General features: G+C 59.9%; 13 protein-coding genes and 3 pseudogenes. 2 read left to right on the top strand and 14 right to left on the bottom strand.

The window, feature by feature from the left end; translation table 11 throughout:
- A pseudogene (locus tag AC1DDS_RS25280) lies at positions 1-286 on the bottom strand (hypothetical protein); the annotation flags it as partial.
- A gap of 246 nt (positions 287-532) precedes the next feature.
- Between AC1DDS_RS25280 and AC1DDS_RS25285 the strand changes: the two are divergent.
- Both AC1DDS_RS25285 and AC1DDS_RS25290 read left to right on the top strand, forming a co-directional pair.
- A complete protein-coding gene (locus tag AC1DDS_RS25285; RefSeq protein WP_477481365.1) occupies positions 533-793 on the top strand; it encodes a DUF982 domain-containing protein in 261 nt (86 codons plus the stop codon).
- 225 nt (positions 794-1,018) lie between these two features.
- Positions 1,019-2,503, top strand: coding sequence for an aminotransferase class V-fold PLP-dependent enzyme (locus tag AC1DDS_RS25290; protein ID WP_477481366.1), 1,485 nt, complete (start codon positions 1,019-1,021; stop codon positions 2,501-2,503).
- A gap of 26 nt (positions 2,504-2,529) precedes the next feature.
- Here AC1DDS_RS25290 and AC1DDS_RS25295 read toward each other — a convergent pair whose 3' ends face one another.
- From AC1DDS_RS25295 to AC1DDS_RS25355, 13 genes and pseudogenes are all read right to left on the bottom strand, one after another.
- On the bottom strand, positions 2,530-3,744 hold the full coding sequence (locus AC1DDS_RS25295; RefSeq protein ID WP_477481367.1) for an ROK family transcriptional regulator: 1,215 nt from the start codon (positions 3,742-3,744) through the stop codon (positions 2,530-2,532).
- 44 nt (positions 3,745-3,788) lie between these two features.
- A complete protein-coding gene (locus AC1DDS_RS25300) occupies positions 3,789-4,655 on the bottom strand; it encodes an NAD(P)-dependent oxidoreductase (RefSeq protein ID WP_477481368.1) in 867 nt (288 codons plus the stop codon).
- 16 nt (positions 4,656-4,671) lie between these two features.
- On the bottom strand, positions 4,672-6,399 hold the full coding sequence (locus tag AC1DDS_RS25305; RefSeq protein ID WP_477481369.1) for an ABC transporter ATP-binding protein: 1,728 nt from the start codon (positions 6,397-6,399) through the stop codon (positions 4,672-4,674).
- Positions 6,389-7,498 (bottom strand): ABC transporter permease, encoded by a 1,110-nt coding sequence (locus tag AC1DDS_RS25310; protein ID WP_477481375.1) that lies wholly within the window; start codon positions 7,496-7,498, stop codon positions 6,389-6,391. Before AC1DDS_RS25310 ends, AC1DDS_RS25305 begins: the two co-directional genes overlap by 11 nt.
- An 83-nt stretch (positions 7,499-7,581) precedes the next feature.
- Entirely contained in the window at positions 7,582-8,568 is a 987-nt protein-coding gene (locus AC1DDS_RS25315; protein ID WP_310418823.1) for an ABC transporter permease, read from the bottom strand.
- Between the two features lie 4 nt (positions 8,569-8,572).
- Positions 8,573-10,690, bottom strand: coding sequence for an alpha-amylase family protein (locus tag AC1DDS_RS25320; RefSeq protein WP_477481370.1), 2,118 nt, complete (start codon positions 10,688-10,690; stop codon positions 8,573-8,575).
- Positions 10,691-10,832: 142 nt separating this feature from the next.
- Positions 10,833-12,767: an ABC transporter substrate-binding protein gene (locus tag AC1DDS_RS25325; RefSeq protein ID WP_477481371.1), complete on the bottom strand. Its 1,935-nt coding sequence runs from the start codon at positions 12,765-12,767 to the stop codon at positions 10,833-10,835.
- 407 nt (positions 12,768-13,174) lie between these two features.
- Positions 13,175-13,493, bottom strand: a pseudogene (locus AC1DDS_RS25330) (transposase); the annotation flags it as partial.
- Positions 13,494-13,871: 378 nt separating this feature from the next.
- The gene (locus AC1DDS_RS25335; protein ID WP_477481372.1) at positions 13,872-14,648 is read right to left on the bottom strand and encodes an amino acid ABC transporter ATP-binding protein; all 777 of its coding nucleotides are present in this window, start codon (positions 14,646-14,648) and stop codon (positions 13,872-13,874) included.
- 1 nt (position 14,649) lies between these two features.
- Entirely contained in the window at positions 14,650-15,315 is a 666-nt protein-coding gene (locus tag AC1DDS_RS25340; RefSeq protein WP_477481373.1) for an amino acid ABC transporter permease, read from the bottom strand.
- Positions 15,315-15,962, bottom strand: coding sequence for an amino acid ABC transporter permease (locus tag AC1DDS_RS25345; RefSeq protein ID WP_310415688.1), 648 nt, complete (start codon positions 15,960-15,962; stop codon positions 15,315-15,317). Before AC1DDS_RS25345 ends, AC1DDS_RS25340 begins: the two co-directional genes overlap by 1 nt.
- Positions 15,963-16,020: 58 nt before the next feature.
- Positions 16,021-16,839 (bottom strand): transporter substrate-binding domain-containing protein, encoded by an 819-nt coding sequence (locus tag AC1DDS_RS25350; RefSeq protein WP_477481374.1) that lies wholly within the window; start codon positions 16,837-16,839, stop codon positions 16,021-16,023.
- Between the two features lie 76 nt (positions 16,840-16,915).
- Positions 16,916-17,473 (bottom strand): annotated as a pseudogene (locus AC1DDS_RS25355) (urocanate hydratase); the annotation flags it as partial.

A 17,473-nucleotide genomic window follows, 5' to 3' on the forward strand; every position in this document is an offset into this window, starting at 1 on the left:
GCTCGCCACCGCCCCCAACTCGGTAGCGGGCAATGTCCAGGGTACTGCTGTCTACAAAACCCTGCAGTTTTTGCCGAATCGCCGGAGGTATTGGTTGGACGCCAGCCGATAGGGCGTCATCTCTTGATCTAATGATCGCTTTCTGGAGAGCTGGAGCAGTCGCCTGAACGATGCCGTCGATCACGTCACCTAGAAGGTCCTCGGCGCGCGCGTTGCCGACACTGCAAAACGTCCCGATGAATGCGAGTGTCGCAAAAGCGCTGCAGATGAATCCACTACGAGACATTGGCCGCTTCCGATGCTGCCATGGCTAGTCCAATGAAAGATAGGTCGTTGCGACGGCATTTGAAGAAGTCGACCTGGACCACCGCAGAGGCGGCCCCAAGCCAGTGCCCGTCGCGCAGAGGGACATGTCGTTCATTCTGTGGCTCCTGTCCCACAGGGAACTCGCTGCGCTGTTAGCTGATTACGCAGCAGAGGAGATGCCGCATGCCCGCACAAGAGATCCCAGAAGTGGTCGAAAGCCGTTCTCGTGGAGATCGAGTTTGAAGAGAAGTTTGCGGTTCTTCGGGTCGACAACACCCGCGAGGCCGCGGAATGCCTTATGGAGCTTTGGCCCACGTTGGATGGTGTCGCGTTCCACCGTGCCCTGGTTGTTTGTGCAACTGCCCTGGAGGGCGGCGGCGGAAGAAGCCGATATCCTCGTTCCGATCCATTGATCCTGCTGAGGAGCGAGGCGAATGGACCCGCGGTACTGGACCAAAAGTGTAGAGTTGGAGCCGTCGGCCCCTGAGGACCCAAGAAACCGGATGATCGAGCTCTTTGCACTCATGAATGACGGGACCGTCGAGTTTTCCGCAGTGGACGAACTCTCCGCCACGGCAGCTGCTGCAAAATTTGTGCGATTCCGCACCCCATGTGGGAGCCTTGACCAAACAGTCATGGGAATGTCCTTATTTATTTCTCGACTGATCTGCGAGACAGTGCACCCAAGTTATTCAGATGTTTCGGACATATGATGACAGACCCTTATCGACTGCTAGGCGTAAAGCCTTTCATCAATTGTTGCGGCACGCGCTCGGTATATGGCGGAAGCCTGATTCTGCCGCAGGTTCGCGCAGCGATGGAGGCGGCATCGCGCCAGTTCGTCAACATCGACGAGTTAATGGAACGTGCCAGGCTGCGCATAGCAACACTTACAGGCGCCGAGGACGGACTAGTTACGGCAGGCAGCGCTGCAGCGATCGCCATCGCCACCGCCGCCGCGCTGGCCGGCAATGATCCAGTGAGAATGCTGCGCCTTCCGCACGAACTGCCACGCCGATCGCAAGTAATGATGCTTAAAGGTCATAGGTTTCCCTACGACCAGGCGATACGCATGACACGGGCCGAAATCGTCGAGATCGAATCCGTTGCCGACTTGGCGGCAATCGACACATCGAAGATCGCCATGATTGCCTTCTTGGCGTCTCGCAATAGCACAGCGACGGTGTCGTTGGAGCAACTCGTCGAGTTCGGACATCGCCACAGGATACCGCTGCTGGTGGATGCGGCTTCGCTGCCGATCCGCCGACCCGACGCATGGTTGGCGCGTGGCGCTGACCTTGTCGTTTACAGTGGCGGCAAACTGCTGCGAGGTCCGCAGACGAGCGGCCTGCTACTGGGCCGCAAGCACCTGATTGACGCCGCATGGGCAAATTCGCCGCCACACCGTGCATTCGGTAGGCCGATGAAGGTTGGCAAGGAAGAGATCGTTGGCCTGGTCGCTGCACTCGAAGCCTGGTTCATCCGTGACGAGGCCGCGGAACGCAACCTCTGGCAAAGCAGCTTCGAGGCAATCGCGGCGGCGATCGCGTCCGTGCCGGGAGCAACGCTGCAACAGATCGCCCCTGACGAAGGTGAGGACGCTCCGCTGCTGCAACTGACCTGGGCTGGGGCGCTGCACGGTCTGGAACTTCGGCGCAGATTGCTCGACGGCCAGCCACGCATCATGCTGGACGATGTCTCGGCTGGGCCGGGGAAAATCAGGCTGGAAATGGTCAACCTTCAAGCTGGAGAGGGTGAAATCGTCGGAACCGCCATAGCCACAGCCTTGTTGAAGCCCGTCATCGAATGTGACGAAGCGCAATTGCCAAATGACCTGTCTGGTAGTTGGGAATTCGAGGTGCAGTTTGCCACCCATTCGAGGACCCACCGCGTCTCGCTGGTGTCGAGCACAGCTGGAATTACCGGTTACCAAGACTCTGAGGCATTCAGTGGACCGGTAAAGGGCGAAGTTCGGGGAGCAACAATTCACCTTGTTTTCGAGGCCGAGTATGAGGCAACGATTATCGTTTATCGCTTCGCGGGCATGTTGGCAGACGGGAAGTTGGCGGGCGAGGTTATGCTAGGCAGTTGCACCCCGCACAGCCGGGGTGAGGTCAATTGCAGACAATACGGCAGTGCGAAATGGCGCGGCCAACGGGCCGAAGCTATGACAATGAGCGATGACATCGGCCTATGATCCCAGGTCGTGTCAGGCTTTTTCCCTCAAGCACTTGGCACGTCAACGGCGAGATCGATCAGCGAGAATTCGCTCCGAATGGAGCTGACACCAAACAGGTCCCCGTGCAACTGATCGAGCCCCTCCCCCAAGGCTCCGACCAGCGTCGCGCGATTGCCAAGGACGCTGGCCTCCACAGGCACGTGACGCGGCACCGATCGCGGTAGAAGCGCACGCACTCGCTCGACCAATTCGACCCGCATGCCGATACTGCCGCCAAGCACGATCATTTCGGGGTCCGTCACCGCCTGAACGGCGCTGATGGCAAGTACCAGGAGCCTCGCCGTTTCTTCGATTGCCGCCTCAGCAGCCTTGTCGCCTGAGGTGAGGGAAGCGAATATCTGTGGCACGCTGGCACTTTTGTCCCCGCCGTAGCCCCTGTAGCGCCGAATGATAGCTATACTGCTGACCGCAGTCTCGAAAGTCCCATTCTCGAAGCCGGCGGGATCGAAAGGGTCGCCTCCAAGCGGCAGGTAGGCTATTTCGCCGGCAGCGCCACGCGCTCCGCGCAGCAATTGGCCGTCCGCCATGATACCCATGCCGACACCGGTGCCCAATGCAATGTAAGCAAAGTGCCGAACGCCCCGCGCTACCCCCTGCCAGTACTCGCCCCGCGCTCCGAGATTCACGCCGTTGTCGATCGTGAGTTCAAGTTCCAGCTCACGTTGAAGCTCATCGACCACATTGATGTCGTTGAGATGCTGGATGCTCGATGCGATTTCGATGATGCCGGACTTCGGATCGACAACACCTGGGCTGCCCATCACGCCAAGACGGATCCGCGACCGATCTATATTGGAGGAGGTCAGAAGCGATCGGAACAGTCGGCCGACTTGAAGCACCACCTGATGCCCGCCACGGCCATCCGTCGCCTCGGCAACCTCGGCAACCACATGGCCGCCGAGATTGGCGAGCGCCATCTGTACACGTGTGCCGCCGAGGCGAATGCCAAGCACGAAGGCGGCATTCGGATTGATTTCATAGGTCGGCGCGCTGCGGCCCACCGGCCCCTGTATCTTGCCGCACACCTGCAACCAACCTTCGCGCTCCAGCTCCAGAACGACTTGCGTGGTCGTCTGCCGGGACAGACCGGTGAGCTTGGCCATGTTCGCGCGCGAGGTCGCGCCCTCGCGCATGATCGCTTCCATGATCGAACGGACAGAAAGCTGCCTTGCTACAGGTGGGATCTGTGTTTTTGTCATGAGTTGAAATCAGCCATCATCTTCCGTACCGGCAACTGACGGAGCTAGCGCTCCAGGCGGGCCAGCAGGCTCGACGTATCCCAGCGACTCCCGCCCATCGCCTGAACCTCGGCGTACAATTGATCGACGAGCGCAGTCAAAGGCAGCCTCGAACCATTTGCACGAGCTTCCTCCAGCACAATGGCGAGATCCTTGCGCATCCAGTCGACCGCAAATCCAAAATCGAACTTGCCAGCATTCATGGTCTTGTAACGGTTCTCCATCTGCCACGACTGCGCCGCGCCTTTCGAGATCACTTCGATGACGGCTTCGATATCCATGCCAGCCTTCTTACCGAAATGCACGGCCTCCGCCAGTCCCTGTACCACACCCGCAATGCAGATCTGGTTCATCATCTTCGCCAATTGACCCGCTCCGGATGGACCAAGCAGTCGGGCCGCTTTGGCGAAGCTCATGATCACAGGCTGCGCAGCATCGAAGACCGCCTGCTCGCCACCAACCATGACCGTGAGTTGGCCATTTTCGGCGCCCGCCTGCCCGCCGGAGACCGGCGCGTCAAGAAACCCAAAATCCGCAGCTTTGGCGGCGGCGGCAAGTTCGCGCGCTATCTCCGCCGAGGCCGTGGTGTGGTCGACAAAGATCGCCCCCTTTCGAACGCTCTTGAACGCCCCCTGTTCGCCCAGAGTAACCGCGCGGAGATCATTGTCGTTGCCGACACAGGCGAACACCACATCCTGGCCCGCAGCAGCTTCCGCGGGGGTCATGGCGAACTTGCCACCATGTTCTGCCACCCATTTTTCCGCCTTGGTCGTGGTCCGATTATAGACGGTCACCTCATGTCCATTGGCGCGGAGATGCCTCGCCATGGGATAACCCATCACGCCGAGGCCAAGAAATGCTGCTTTCGCCATCGTCCAAATCCTTTCGTCAGTTGTGTGGGGCGTCGAAGCGTATCCGAGCACTCATCCGCTTATGTCGAGGATCAGGATGCGGAACAGCTGAAATCAATGCCTGGGTGTAAGGATGCGAGGGCGTCGTGCATATTGTCTCCGCAGTGCCAATCTCGACGATCTGGCCGCGGCGCATGACGGCCACCCGGTCGCAAAAATAGCGCACGACGCCGATGTCGTGGCTGATGAACAGGAAGCTTAGCCCAAGCCTCTGCTGCAATTCGAGTAGCAGGTCGAGTATCTGGCTTCGGATCGACACGTCCAGAGCCGAGGTAGCTTCGTCAGCGATCACGATGCGCGGGTTTAGGGCCAGCGCCCGCGCGATTCCGACACGCTGACGCTGACCGCCAGAGAACGCATGTGGATAGCGTTCCATCGCCAGCGGATCGAGCCCCACCATCGCCAGCATTTCCGCGACCCGCGCTTCCATGGCTTCACCGGAAGCTATCTTGTTGACCACCAATGGGTCCCCGACGATCTGCTTCACGGTCATACGCGGATTGAGTGAGGCGAACGGGTCCTGAAAGATCAACCTTATGTCCTGGTGCACGCGACGAAGGGCCCGCTTATCAAGGACTCGAACATCGATGCATTCGCCTGACTTCGGTTGATAGGTCACGGCGCCGGAGGTGGGCTCCGTCACCCTGAGTATCAAACGCCCCAGCGTCGTCTTGCCAGAACCGCTCTCTCCGACGATGCCTAGGCTTTCTCCGGACATCAGATCGAAGCTGACATCGTCGACTGCCTTGACTTCACCCGTCATTCGGCTGCGGAACAGTCCCTGACGGGGTTGGTACGTCTTGCTAAGATTGCGCACGGAAAGGATCGGGATAGACGTACCGACAGTCGGCACCGTTTTCAGCTGCGACGTCCGCTCGAGTTTGAGCACCGAACTCAGGAGCCGCTTGGTGTAGGGATGCTGCGCGCCGTGGAACACTTCGTCGACTGTCCCGGCCTCGGCGATCCGTCCGCGACGCATCACGGCCACGTCGTCGGCAACCTCCGCGACAACGCCCATATCGTGGGTAATCAACAACGTCGCCATGCCAAGTTCCCGCTGCATGCGGGAGATCAGATCCAGCACCTCGGCCTGCGTCGTAACGTCGAGCGCGGTCGTTGGTTCATCCGCGATCAGTACTTCCGGATTGCAGGCAAGCGCCATTGCGATCATGGCTCGTTGCCGCATGCCGCCGGAGAACTCGAACGTGTAGCGGTCGATGTTGTGCTCCGGATCTGGAATTTCAACCTGCCTTAGCAACTCGATTGTTCGGTTCCTGGCTTCCTGTCGCCCCATTTTGAGGTGCAGTTGCAGTACCTCTACGATTTGCGCACCGATGGTGTGGACCGGCGACAGCGAACTCATCGGCTCCTGGAAGATCATGCCGATGCGGCGACCGCGAATGGCGCGAATTGCTTCACCGCGTGGATTGAGCTTGGCGATATCGGCGGAGCCCGCAACGCCATTGAGGTGAATGCAACCGGAAACAATGCGGCCCGGCGCATCGACCAATTGCATCATGGCGCGTGCAGTAACGCTCTTGCCGGAACCGCTTTCGCCGACAAGGCAAAGCGTCCTGCCCCTTTGCAGCGTAAAACTCACATCGCGCACGGCGGTGAAAATGCCTGCGCGTACCGCGAACTCGACAGTGAGGTTGCGCACATCGAGGATCGAAGCGTTTGTGACAGGTGTGGAGTCAGTTGCCATAGGGGTCCGCCGCATCACGCAGGCCATCGCCGAGGAAGTTGAACGATAGAACGGAAACCATCACCGCCAGAGCCGGCCAGATCAGCAGCCAAGGCGCATTGGCGATGGCGCGGATGTTCTGAGCGTCCTGCAAGAGCACGCCCCAACTCACCACAGGCGGCTTCAATCCTATACCCAGGAAGGAGAGCGAGGTTTCCGCGATGATCATCGCCGGTATCGCAAGGGTCACCATCGCGAGCAAATGCGAGGTGATCGACGGCAACATATGCCGAAAGATCAACCGCATCTCACTTGAGCCATCCAGGCGTGCCGCAGTGACGAAATCCTCTTCCCGAAGCGCGAAGAATCGTCCGCGCACTTCGCGCGCCAACGACGTCCAACCAAGCAGGGACACGATAGCCGTGACGGTGAAATAGACCAGCGCCGGCGACCACGAGAGCGGTATGGCTGCAGCCAGCCCCATCCACAACGGTATGGTTGGCATGGCGCTGACGATTTCGACGACTCTCTGAATAACAGTGTCGATTGCGCCGCCGTAATAGCCGGAGACGCCACCGAGAAAGACGCCCAGCACAAGACTGATGACCACGCCAACCAGTCCGATCGAAAGCGAAATGCGAGTGCCGTAGATCAGGCGACTGAAAAGATCCCGCCCAATTCGGTCGCTGCCCAGGAAATACACTGTCTGGGTCGGATCGGTCGGTCCAAGGAAATGCACATTGGTCTCGAACAGGCCCCAGAGTCGATAGGTCTCGCCAGCGACCAAAAAACCAAGAGGGATGATCTTCTCCGGGTCGACTTCGAATGTGCGCCGCATCGCCTCCTCGTCCACCGTGATCTTGTAGCCGGCCGCATGCAACTTGAATTGCCAGGAACCGTTTGCGTCGACGACGAACATATTGATGCCCTGCGGCGGCGCGTAGGTGTATTGCGGCCTAGTCATGTCGGGACCATACGGCGCAAGGAACTCGGCAAAAATCGCGACCAGGTAGACCAGTACGATGACGATCATTGACGCCATAGCCACTCTTTGGCGCCGGAATCTCCAAAGCAGCAGCGTCCATTGGCCAGCCACGGCCGACTTCACGCCAGCAGTCATGACTAACTGCGTTTCGGATTCTACGGATTCCACAAGTGTACCGTCGCCCAGCATTTGCAGTTCCTCGTGATCGGGATGAGCGGTCATTGCAGTCGTATCCGCGGGTCGAGTACGGCAAGAAGGACGTCGGAGATCAGCATGCCGACGAGCGTGAGGACGCTCATTAGAAGAATGAATGCACCTGCGAGATACATGTCCTGGCTCACAAGGGCACGCAGCAGCAGCGGCCCGGCCATCGGTAGGTTGAGGACAATCGCCGTAATGGTCACACCCGAGATCAGTGCCGGCAGAACCCACCCGATCGTCGAGATAAAGGGGTTCAGCGCAAGCCGCACAGGATAGCGCATGATAAGCGTAAACTCGCTAAGACCCTTGGCGCGCGCCGTCACGACATATGGCTTGTTCAGCTCATCGGACAGATTGGCCCGCATCACCCGGATCAACGCCGCAGTGCTGTTCGTGGCGATGACGACTACGGGTATCCAGAGATGTAGGCAGAGGTCCCAAAACTTGCCCCAGCTCCATGGCGCGCCCTGATACTCTTCGGAAAACAGCCCGCCGACATTCTGGCCGAGATACTGGTAGGAGACGTACATCAGGACAAGCGCCATAATGAACGTCGGGATAGCGAGCCCCACAAAACCCAGCAGCGTGAACAGATGGTCGCCGATCGAATAGCGGCGGACCGCGGAATAGATGCCGATCGGTAGCGCGATCGCCCAGATCAAGATCAGGCTGAGCAGCGAAACCAGCAGCGTGGTGCCAAGCCGCTCCCAGATTAGCTTGCTCACCGGCTGCCCCCAGTCGAAGGACCAGCCGAAATCGCCGCGCAACAGAATGCCCGATACCCATTTCCAGTATTGGACAATGAATGGTTGATCGAGCCCATAAGTAGCCGTTAGCTTCGCAATCGTCGCCGGGTCCGGTCCCTGCCCTGAATCGGCCATGGCCGATATCAACGATGTCAGAAAATCCCCCGGTGGCAGCTGGATGATGAAGAACGAGATCATCGACATCCCGATCAGGGTCGGGATCATGTAAAGCAGCCGTTTGAGGATAAATTTCAACATTCGGTCAGCTGCCAAAATCAATCAGAATGACTTCGCTCGCAGCAATCCCCGGCACCTCGATTTCGAGTCGACCGCCTTCAATGCGCGTAGTTGGCACGGCTTCCGAAACCAGGAGCCGCACCGATGCGGCTCCCACCCCGTCCGCCAATGCTACCGAAACCAGCTGCCTGCCGACCGCGATGATTTCCCGGACCGGTCCCTTCATCATCATCGGGTTGGTGAGGTTGACAAGGTGAAGACAAAGCTTCCCATCGCCCTCGAGCGTAGCTATGTCGAGCACGCCCTGACCTTCGATCTCGACGCGTGGTTGCCTGCCGAGCGCCCAGCGCACTGAGTTCTTGAACAGGATCGAATGGTCGAGGTTGAGCACGTCCCAAAATATCTCGCCGAGGTTCCAGGGAAAATACACGACCCGCCCGCCACCCTCAAACTGCCGCGTGATGACGGCCGGGTCCGAGGCCGCCTCGCGCGGATAGATTTCTTCCATCGGTAAATCCGGGAACGCAGGGATGAACCGGAACGGAACCTTTGCGCCAGCCCCATCATGGAGTTGTACCGCGATCTGCCGTGTGCCTGCCATGATGCGTTGCGCGTCGCCAAAACCCCGCTGCAGTGCATGCTCCTCGCCGCTGAGCGCCATATAGGTGTTCTTAAGGGGGCCAAGGGTCTCGCCGACTACGCTCGCCCCGAACAGTTCTGCCAGCCCGAAATCCGACCGTCGCGTTCCCCACTCGTCATAGAGCGAGGTCTCGAAGCTAGCGACAAGGCTTCCGCCTCGCTGCACGTAACGCGTCAGGCTCTCGCACTGCTCCAACGACAGGAAGCACGCATTAGCGACCACGATAAGTTTGTAGCGGTCAAGAGACGCATCACTGAGGTCAAGGTCGGAATGAAGGTCGAACGGAAGCCGCGCCTCGATCAACGCATGATATAGGCCAAGTTCGTGTCCCTCCGCGTCCTCGCGATCGTCGGGATGCCAGCTTCGCAGTGTCGTGCTCGGATCGAGCATAGCGATTTCGGCCGTTGGACGCAGCGAGCCTAGATCCTTCTCGAGCTTGGCGTGCAACCGAAAGCTTTCGGCAATCGGCGCCACCCAGCGGCTGTCCGGTACCTTGCCGTTGAACTTGGTGAACCAGGGCCGCAATCCATGCGCCATCCCGTCAATCATCCACATCCGGATCTCTTCCGGCGATTGCACGGAATCCTTCCAGCGCCATTTTTCCTCGACTGAGGTCGAGGTAATCAGACCAATCGGTCGGTCGCCCATAGCACCACGCATGCGTTTGCCATCACGCCCCGCCGACCAGATCGGGATGACGCCCCTTCGTCCTTGATGGTCGACAAACAGGATCGGACAGTAACTTTCGACCTCGTCGAGGTCGAAATCCAGCATCGAAGAATTGCCGATATTGGGGATGAAGCGCCCATGCGGCCGCTCGCTGGCGACGACGCCATTCCAGTGGTTGATAAGGTCGGTAAGCGTCCGGCGCGACCAGCCGAGCCAGGCCTGCCAAACAGGATCGTGCGGGTCGCGTTCACGCGGCAATTCGTAGCCAGTCTTGGCTTTGAAAGCGCTGCTGCAATGGGCGCAGTAGCAAACGCCATGTCCGGCCCAGCGGTTGGCGAACACCGCATCTATATCGTAATTCGCCGCGACCTCCCGGATCACGTCGCTCATGAAGCCGCGATTGTAGTCACCCCAGGCGCAGGTGATATAGGCGCCGGGAAATGACCAGTGTTTCCGGAGCGCGCCCTCGGCGGTAACCGAAATCCATTCCGGATGCGCTGCCGCCACATCGGCATGTACCGCATGCGGATCGACGCGGGCCACGACATGCATGTTCCGCGCCCTGGCGCCCGCCACCAACTCTCCAAAGGGATCGCGGCCGCCGATGAAACGACTGACGTGATGCAGCGGAATCTTGCTGGGATAGTAAGCGACATAGCCTCCGGCGGAGAGGCAGGCAGAATTGGATTGGGTCTCGTCGAAAATCCTGAGCCAGAATTCGAGATCGTAGGTCTGCGGGTCATCCTCGACCAGTGTCAGTTGCGTCCAGCGCGTCGCCGTCTCGTACCATGTGGACGAGCGCAAGCCGCCCGTTGCCCTGAATGTCTCGTTCATCTGCGGTTCCAGATCAAAGAATTGAGCTACTGCCGGAAGTTGCGGACCTGTTCTCGGCATCGTGGACATGCCTCTCCCATGCGGGCAGGGTCGCGGTGAGGAGGCTGCCAGCCGTTTGATGCGAATGGCAGCCTGCTTGCGATTATGCCTTGAAATACTGCTCCGGATTGGTCGGCGCGGGCGCGGGGTAGCCGAAGGAGTTTAGAATCTTGTCCGGGATGTTCCGCATGTTGTTCTTGCGGATTCCAAACCCCTCGTTGGGAGTCTTGATGCCGATCGAATAGAACTGGTCTGCTGCGATTTCGAGTATCTGTTTGAAAAGCTCCACTCGCTCGGCATCGTCGACCGTGCTCTTCATCGCGTCATAGAGCTTCAGCGCGTCCTGCACCTGCTGTGGTGGCTCGACCGCATTGGCCGCATTCTTGTCGCCGTACCAAATCTGCCAGCCCGGAGCGTAGAAGGCGTTGTCGCTGAATGGCACGAAATAGCGCGGATCGAGGAGGGCAGCGAGGCCACCGCCGCCGCCGAAGCGGTTCGTGGTAGCGTCATAGTCCATGTTCTGGCGGATGCGGACTTCCCACAGCGAGCGATCCATCAGGCGCAACTGGCCGTCAATGCCGGCCGCCTTCAGCATCGGCATGGCGAGCTGAAGCATGTCGACGATCGCTTGGCGATTCTGGTCGGTCTCGAACACGATCGTCACGCGACGACCGGACGCATCAAGGCGATAGCCTTCGCTGTCTTTCTTAGGCACGACCTTATCGAGTGCCTCATTGGCCTTGGCAAGATCGAACTCGGTAAACTGCGTCGCCAGCCTCTCATTGTAGAGCGGATCGCCCTTGCGGATCGCCGCGTGTGATGGGACGCCGATGCCGACGAACACGGATTCGATCAGCGCTTGGCGATCGATCGCCATAGACAATCCCGTCCGGAAGTCCTTGTTCGAATAGAGCTCTGCCTTGACCTTATCAGGGTGGGTCATATTGAGGCAGATCACCATGTCGTTCGGTTCGGTCGGGATCATCGTGTAGAAATTGTAGTCTCCCTTTGCCTGGCCATCGTACAGCACCGACTTATTGGTCGTCGTGCCGATGTACTGATCTATCATATCGATATCGCCCTGAAGCGCCTTCAGGAGCAGCACCTGGGCATCGGCGACGAGCGCGTAGTTGATCGCGTCGAGATAGGGCAGCTGGTTGCCCGCCGTGTCGACCTTGAAATAGAATGGATTTCGCTCAGCAACCGCGTTCTCCGTGCTCTCGCCTGGTGCAACCTTCATCTTCCATGGGTGGACGACCGGAATCTCGCTGTTGAGGAAGAAGTCGTCTTCAAGCGCCGCGCCGGACTTCTTCTGGAACAACTGCACCCAGCCAGACATTCCCTGGGCGGCTGCGAGCTTGTCGGCATCAGGATTATACTTGGGCAGAAATTGGCTGAGATAGTGCTTGGGAAAACGGGCGGTCTGATCGCTGTCGGCCCAAGCCAGCAATAGCAGAAACAGGCCATTCGGGCTTTTGAAAGAGACCTTGAACCTCTGGTCGTCGATCTTGCTGAAAATGGCTTTGTCGTCGCCAATGATCAGGTGATCCTGGTTGGTTACTTCGATATCCGGATTCATGAATACGTCCTCATACCAGAACATGACGTCCTCAGTGGTAAAAGGATGGCCATCCGACCACTTCATGCCCTTTCGCAGAGTGAAGGTGAACTCGGTCCCAGCCTCATTAGCTTCATAGGCTTCAGCGACGTTCGGGACGATGCCGCTCCATTCCGGGTTGTAGCGCACCAATGGCTCATAGGCCTGGTATCGGAAAAGCATCGACAGTGAACCACCGCCGACAATAGCGCTTCGCCAAGTGCCGCCATACTTGCCGATTTCGGTCAGCGGGGTCACGACCATTGGGTTTTCGGGCAACCGCTCGGCCAATGGCGGCAGCTTGCCAGCGTCAACCAGCGCCTTCAACATTGGAGCTTCGCCCGCGGGTGCCGCAGCGAGCGCCGGTGAGAAACCGGCCGCCGTTGCCGCCAGAGCTGCAGATGAAACACCAAGGAAAAATCGGCGTGAAATCGGATTCATAGCATTAATACCCCCCTGTTTGCGTTCAAGATAGTCGGCCGTTTCTCGCATTCGTTTGGGTGGCGCTCCTGTTTGCTGCTTGTGGCAAGAAGCATGCCGCTCTCAGCTTCAAGGTCAACGCTTACCCGATGGTAGGGGGCCTGATGGGTATTTGTCAATGGCCCTGACTTAAGTCATGTGGCTTTCGAATAAACACACGAAATATGCCGTATTTCCAGACCGGTTTTGGCGGGCCGCTGGCTGGCATCTGCAATTTTGTCCACTTCCATTACAAAAATGTCGCGGGTGGGGTTAAATGTTCCCGACTGGCGTCACGTTGTTTCATCACTGATCAAAGGACGTGGACCTACGAGAGGGCCATGCCGCTACAGCTTGATCGCCTGACCATCCGGCGAGTAGCCGAACTAATAGATTGTCTCGTGGCTGACCGAGACCGGAGGAGCTCCAGTCGCATTCGGCCGGCGATTTGCTGCGGCGACCAGCCATGCCTGATCCGCGCGGCTTGGCGCGGCGTTGGCGCGCCATGTCATGAGCCGTGACGCAATAGTAGCCGTTGAGATCCGGCATCTGCGGATCGACGAAGGTGTTGCGTTTGATCTCACGAAAAATCGTCGAGCGGTGGAGGCCGAGTTTTTCCGCGATGATTTCGATACTGATGCCGGCCATCGGCCAGCGAGAGATCCTGCGGCGTTCATCCATGTCGATCTGGGAGTAGGTGCGTGTCATGCGCTGTTCCTCGCGTGAGACAAGCCATTGTTATCTCTCGCAAGTCGCAATTCAAACTTGAACCCACCCGGCTACACCGCTTTGCGTCGTAATCTGTCGTATGGAACAGCAGACGCTGCCCTTGCGCGAACCATCAATCAAAGTTGCGAAACAGTATGTGCTTGTAGACTTTGACCCTGACATCACGCCTGCACCAGCTTCTCGATCCGGCTGCCTTTGTCGAGGACGGTGGCTTGATGCATTCGATGCCACCGAGAGGACGGCACGAAAGGACATTGGGACCCGCGAAGACGCCAAGGCGGATACCCGTAATGTATGCGTGAGCACCTGGAGCTACCTTGACCTTAAGCGGGCGGAATGCCGGCCAAGGAGCAATATTCAGAAGCTGTTGCGCTCGTGATAGGTCCGCAGGAAGGCCTGAATACGCGGGTCCTCGGGGTGGTGCAGGATCCGGCTCGGGACGTCCGTTGCGACCAGTTCGCCCTTCTCCATGAAGGCCACCCGATCGGCGACATGGGCGGCAAAGCCCATCTCATGGGTGACGACGACCATGGTCATGCCCTCGGAGGCGAGCGTCTTCATGACATTCAGCACCTCGCCCACCAGTTCCGGGTCGAGCGCCGAGGTCGGCTCATCGAACAGCATCAGGCGCGGCTCCATGGCGATGGCGCGGGCGATGGCGACACGCTGCTGCTGGCCGCCCGACAGGCGCGAGGGATGGTTGCCCATCTTGTCGCCGAGGCCGACCTTCTTCAGTGCCTCTGCGGCGCGGGCCTCAGCGTCGGATTTCGGCAAACCGCGCACGCGGATCAGCCCCTCGGCGACGTTCTGAAGTGCGGTCATATGCGGCCAGAGATTGAACTGCTGGAACACCATCCCGATCGACCGGCGCATCTCGCGCAGCTTGCGGCCCGCCATCTTGCGGCCGCCTGGAGCGTCGTAGCCGATCAGTTGCCCGTCGATGCGAATCTCGCCTGAATCATATTCCTCAAGGAAGTTGACGCAGCGCAGAAGCGTGGACTTGCCCGAGCCCGACGGCCCGATCAGGCAGGTTACCTTGCCCGGCAGGATCGACAGATCCACGTCTTTCAGTGCGTGGAAGCCACCGTAGTACTTGTTGACGTTGCGGATCTCGACGGCTGAGGCGGCAAGCATCTTACGTCCTTTCGATCAGAAGATGTTTCGTTATGCGCGTTTCCAGCCGGCGGCCGAAGCGCGAGATTGTTTCCACCAGCGCCCAGAAGAACAGCGCCAGCACCAGGTTCGCCTCGAGATAGCGGAAGGTCTCAGTGGACATGCGCTGCACCTGATACATCAGCTCGGGCACGGTGATGATCGACAGGATCACCGTCTCCTTGGTCAGGATGATCGAGAAGTTGACCAGCGCCGGCAACGCCGAGACGAGACCCAGTGGCAGAAGGATGCGGCGCACGATGGCCGGCTCGGACATGCCGATCGCGCGGGCAGCCTCGATCTGGCCCACCGGCACGGCGTTGAAGCCCGAGCGGAAGATTTCCGCGAAATAAGGGCTGCCATAGAGGGTCAGGCCAAGAAGCCCCGCCGGCACGGCATCCAGCCGCAGCCCGACAAGCGGACCGCCATAGTAGAGCACGAAAAGCTGCACGAGAAAGGGTGTGCCCCGAATGACCTCGATATAGGCCTGGACCAACCAGCCGAGCCGACGTGGCCCGTAGCGCTGCACCAGCGCGATGACCAGGCCCAGCGCCATGCTGAAGATGGTGCCCAGCGCCCAGCACAGGATCGTGACCGCGAAGCCGCGCAGCAGCATCGGCCCGTATTGTTGCAGAATGCTCCACTCCATTACACGGCCATCCGGTGTTCAAGATAACGGCCCAACGCGGCCAGGCAGAGATTGATGAGCAGGTAGATGCAGGCCGCCGCCAGATAGACTTCGAGCGGACGGAAGGTCGTCGCCGCCTGCGCCTGGCTGGCGCGTGTAATCTCAAGGATGCCGACGACCGATACCAGCGAGGACGCCTTGACCAGCAGGATCAATTCGTTGACCAGCGCCGGCAGCGACAGCGTGATCGCCTGCGGCAGGATCACGCGGGCCCAGATGTCGCGCGGCCCCATCCCGATAGCGGTTGCGGCCTCGGCCTGTCCCTTCGGGAGCGCCATGATCGCGCCGCGCCAGATTTCGGAAATGTAGGCGCTGGCGCAGATGCCGACCGTCACGACGGCTGCGACCATGGCCGGCACGTCGATGCCGATGACCGGCAGCAAGTAGTAGAACAGCAGCAGCTGGACCAGCAGCGGAACCCCGCGCAGGAAGCTCACCCACAATGCCGCAAACCGGCGCAGCCAGGTCACGTGCGACAAGGCAGCGGCGCATACCAACGCACCGATCACCAGCCCGAGGCCGATGCCCAGTATCGAGATTGACAGCGTATAGCGTGCCGCCCAGAAGAGCGGCCAAAAGCTGTCCAGAAAGATCGAAATCGAAAACATCGCCACTCCGCTTGGCCGATGCGCGCGGGCGGGATCGTTCCCGCCCGCGGCGTTTTCATTACTTCGTCGGGACTTCGCGGGGAAGTTCGGTGTAGGTGCCCAGCCACTTTTCCTGGATGGCCTTGACGCGGCCGTCGTCGGTCATCTTCAGCATGGCGTCGTTGATGGCCTTGGCGAAGCTTTCGCTGTCGGCCTCCTTGCGCAGTACCCAGGCGAAATATTTCGGCTCGCCGAACTGGGCGGGCGTCAGCAGCGCGAAGGTCTCGCCACGGTTCTTCACCAGGTAGGTGAGGTTCGGCAGCGAGCCGGCAACCGCATCCAGACGGCCGGCGGCGAGGTCCGCATAGGCCTCGTCGGTGGTGCCGTATTCCTTGACGCTCACGCCGCCCAGCTTTTCGCCGTAGGCTTCGAGCTGCTTGAACTGCGCGGTGCCCTGCTGGACGCCGACGGTCTTGCCCTTGATGTCCTCGGGCTTGGTGATCTCGCTATTGCTGGCGGCCTTGACCAGCGAGACGGTCGCATCGGCGATCGGCAGGGTGAAGGTGTAGCGCTCGAGGCGCTCCGGCGTGATCGTCACCGGCGCGATGACGATGTCGAACTTCTTGACCTCGAGGCCCGGCAGCTCGGCCGTCCAGGGAATATCCTGATAGACCGGCTCGACGCCGATTTCCTTAGCGATCTCGTCGAACAGATCCTTGGTCACACCCTCGTAGGTTCCGTTGTTCAGCATGTCGAAGGGGGCGTAGTGCATGTCGGTCGCCGTGACGATCTTGCCGGCCGCCTTGATGTCGGCCAGCTGGTCGGCCATGGCCGGACCGGTCAGACCCAGCGCGGCCGCGCCGAACAGGGCCATTTTCAGGGTTTTCGAAAAGTTCATGCCGTTCTCCTTGCTGGCTTAGTTGTTAAGCATTTTCGCCGCGCGCTGCCAGTCACCGTCCGCGGCCAAAGAGGATTCAGTTGCCGAGAATACCCGGCAGGCGCAGGCCCTTTTCGCGGGCGCAGTCCAGCGCGATGTCGTAGCCGGCATCGGCATGGCGCATGACGCCGGTGGCCGGGTCGTTCCACAGCACCCGCTCGATGCGGCGGGCCGCATCGTCCGAGCCGTCGCAGCAGATGACGACGCCGGAATGCTGCGAGAAGCCCATGCCGACGCCGCCGCCGTGGTGCAGCGACACCCAGGTCGCGCCCGACGCGGTGTTGAGCAGCGCGTTCAGGAGCGGCCAGTCGGAAACGGCGTCCGAGCCGTCCTTCATCGCTTCCGTCTCACGGTTCGGCGAGGCGACCGAACCGGAGTCCAGATGGTCGCGGCCGATGACGACCGGCGCCTTCAGTTCGCCGTTCTTGACCATCTCGTTGAAGGCCAGGCCGAGGCGGTGGCGGTCGCCGAGGCCGACCCAGCAGATGCGCGCCGGCAGGCCCTGGAAGGAGATGCGCTCGCGCGCCATGTCCAGCCAGTTGTGCAGGTGCTTGTTGTCGGGCAGCAGTTCCTTCACCTTGGCGTCGGTCTTGTA

Source organism: Mycoplana sp. 10N416, from assembly GCF_056394765.1.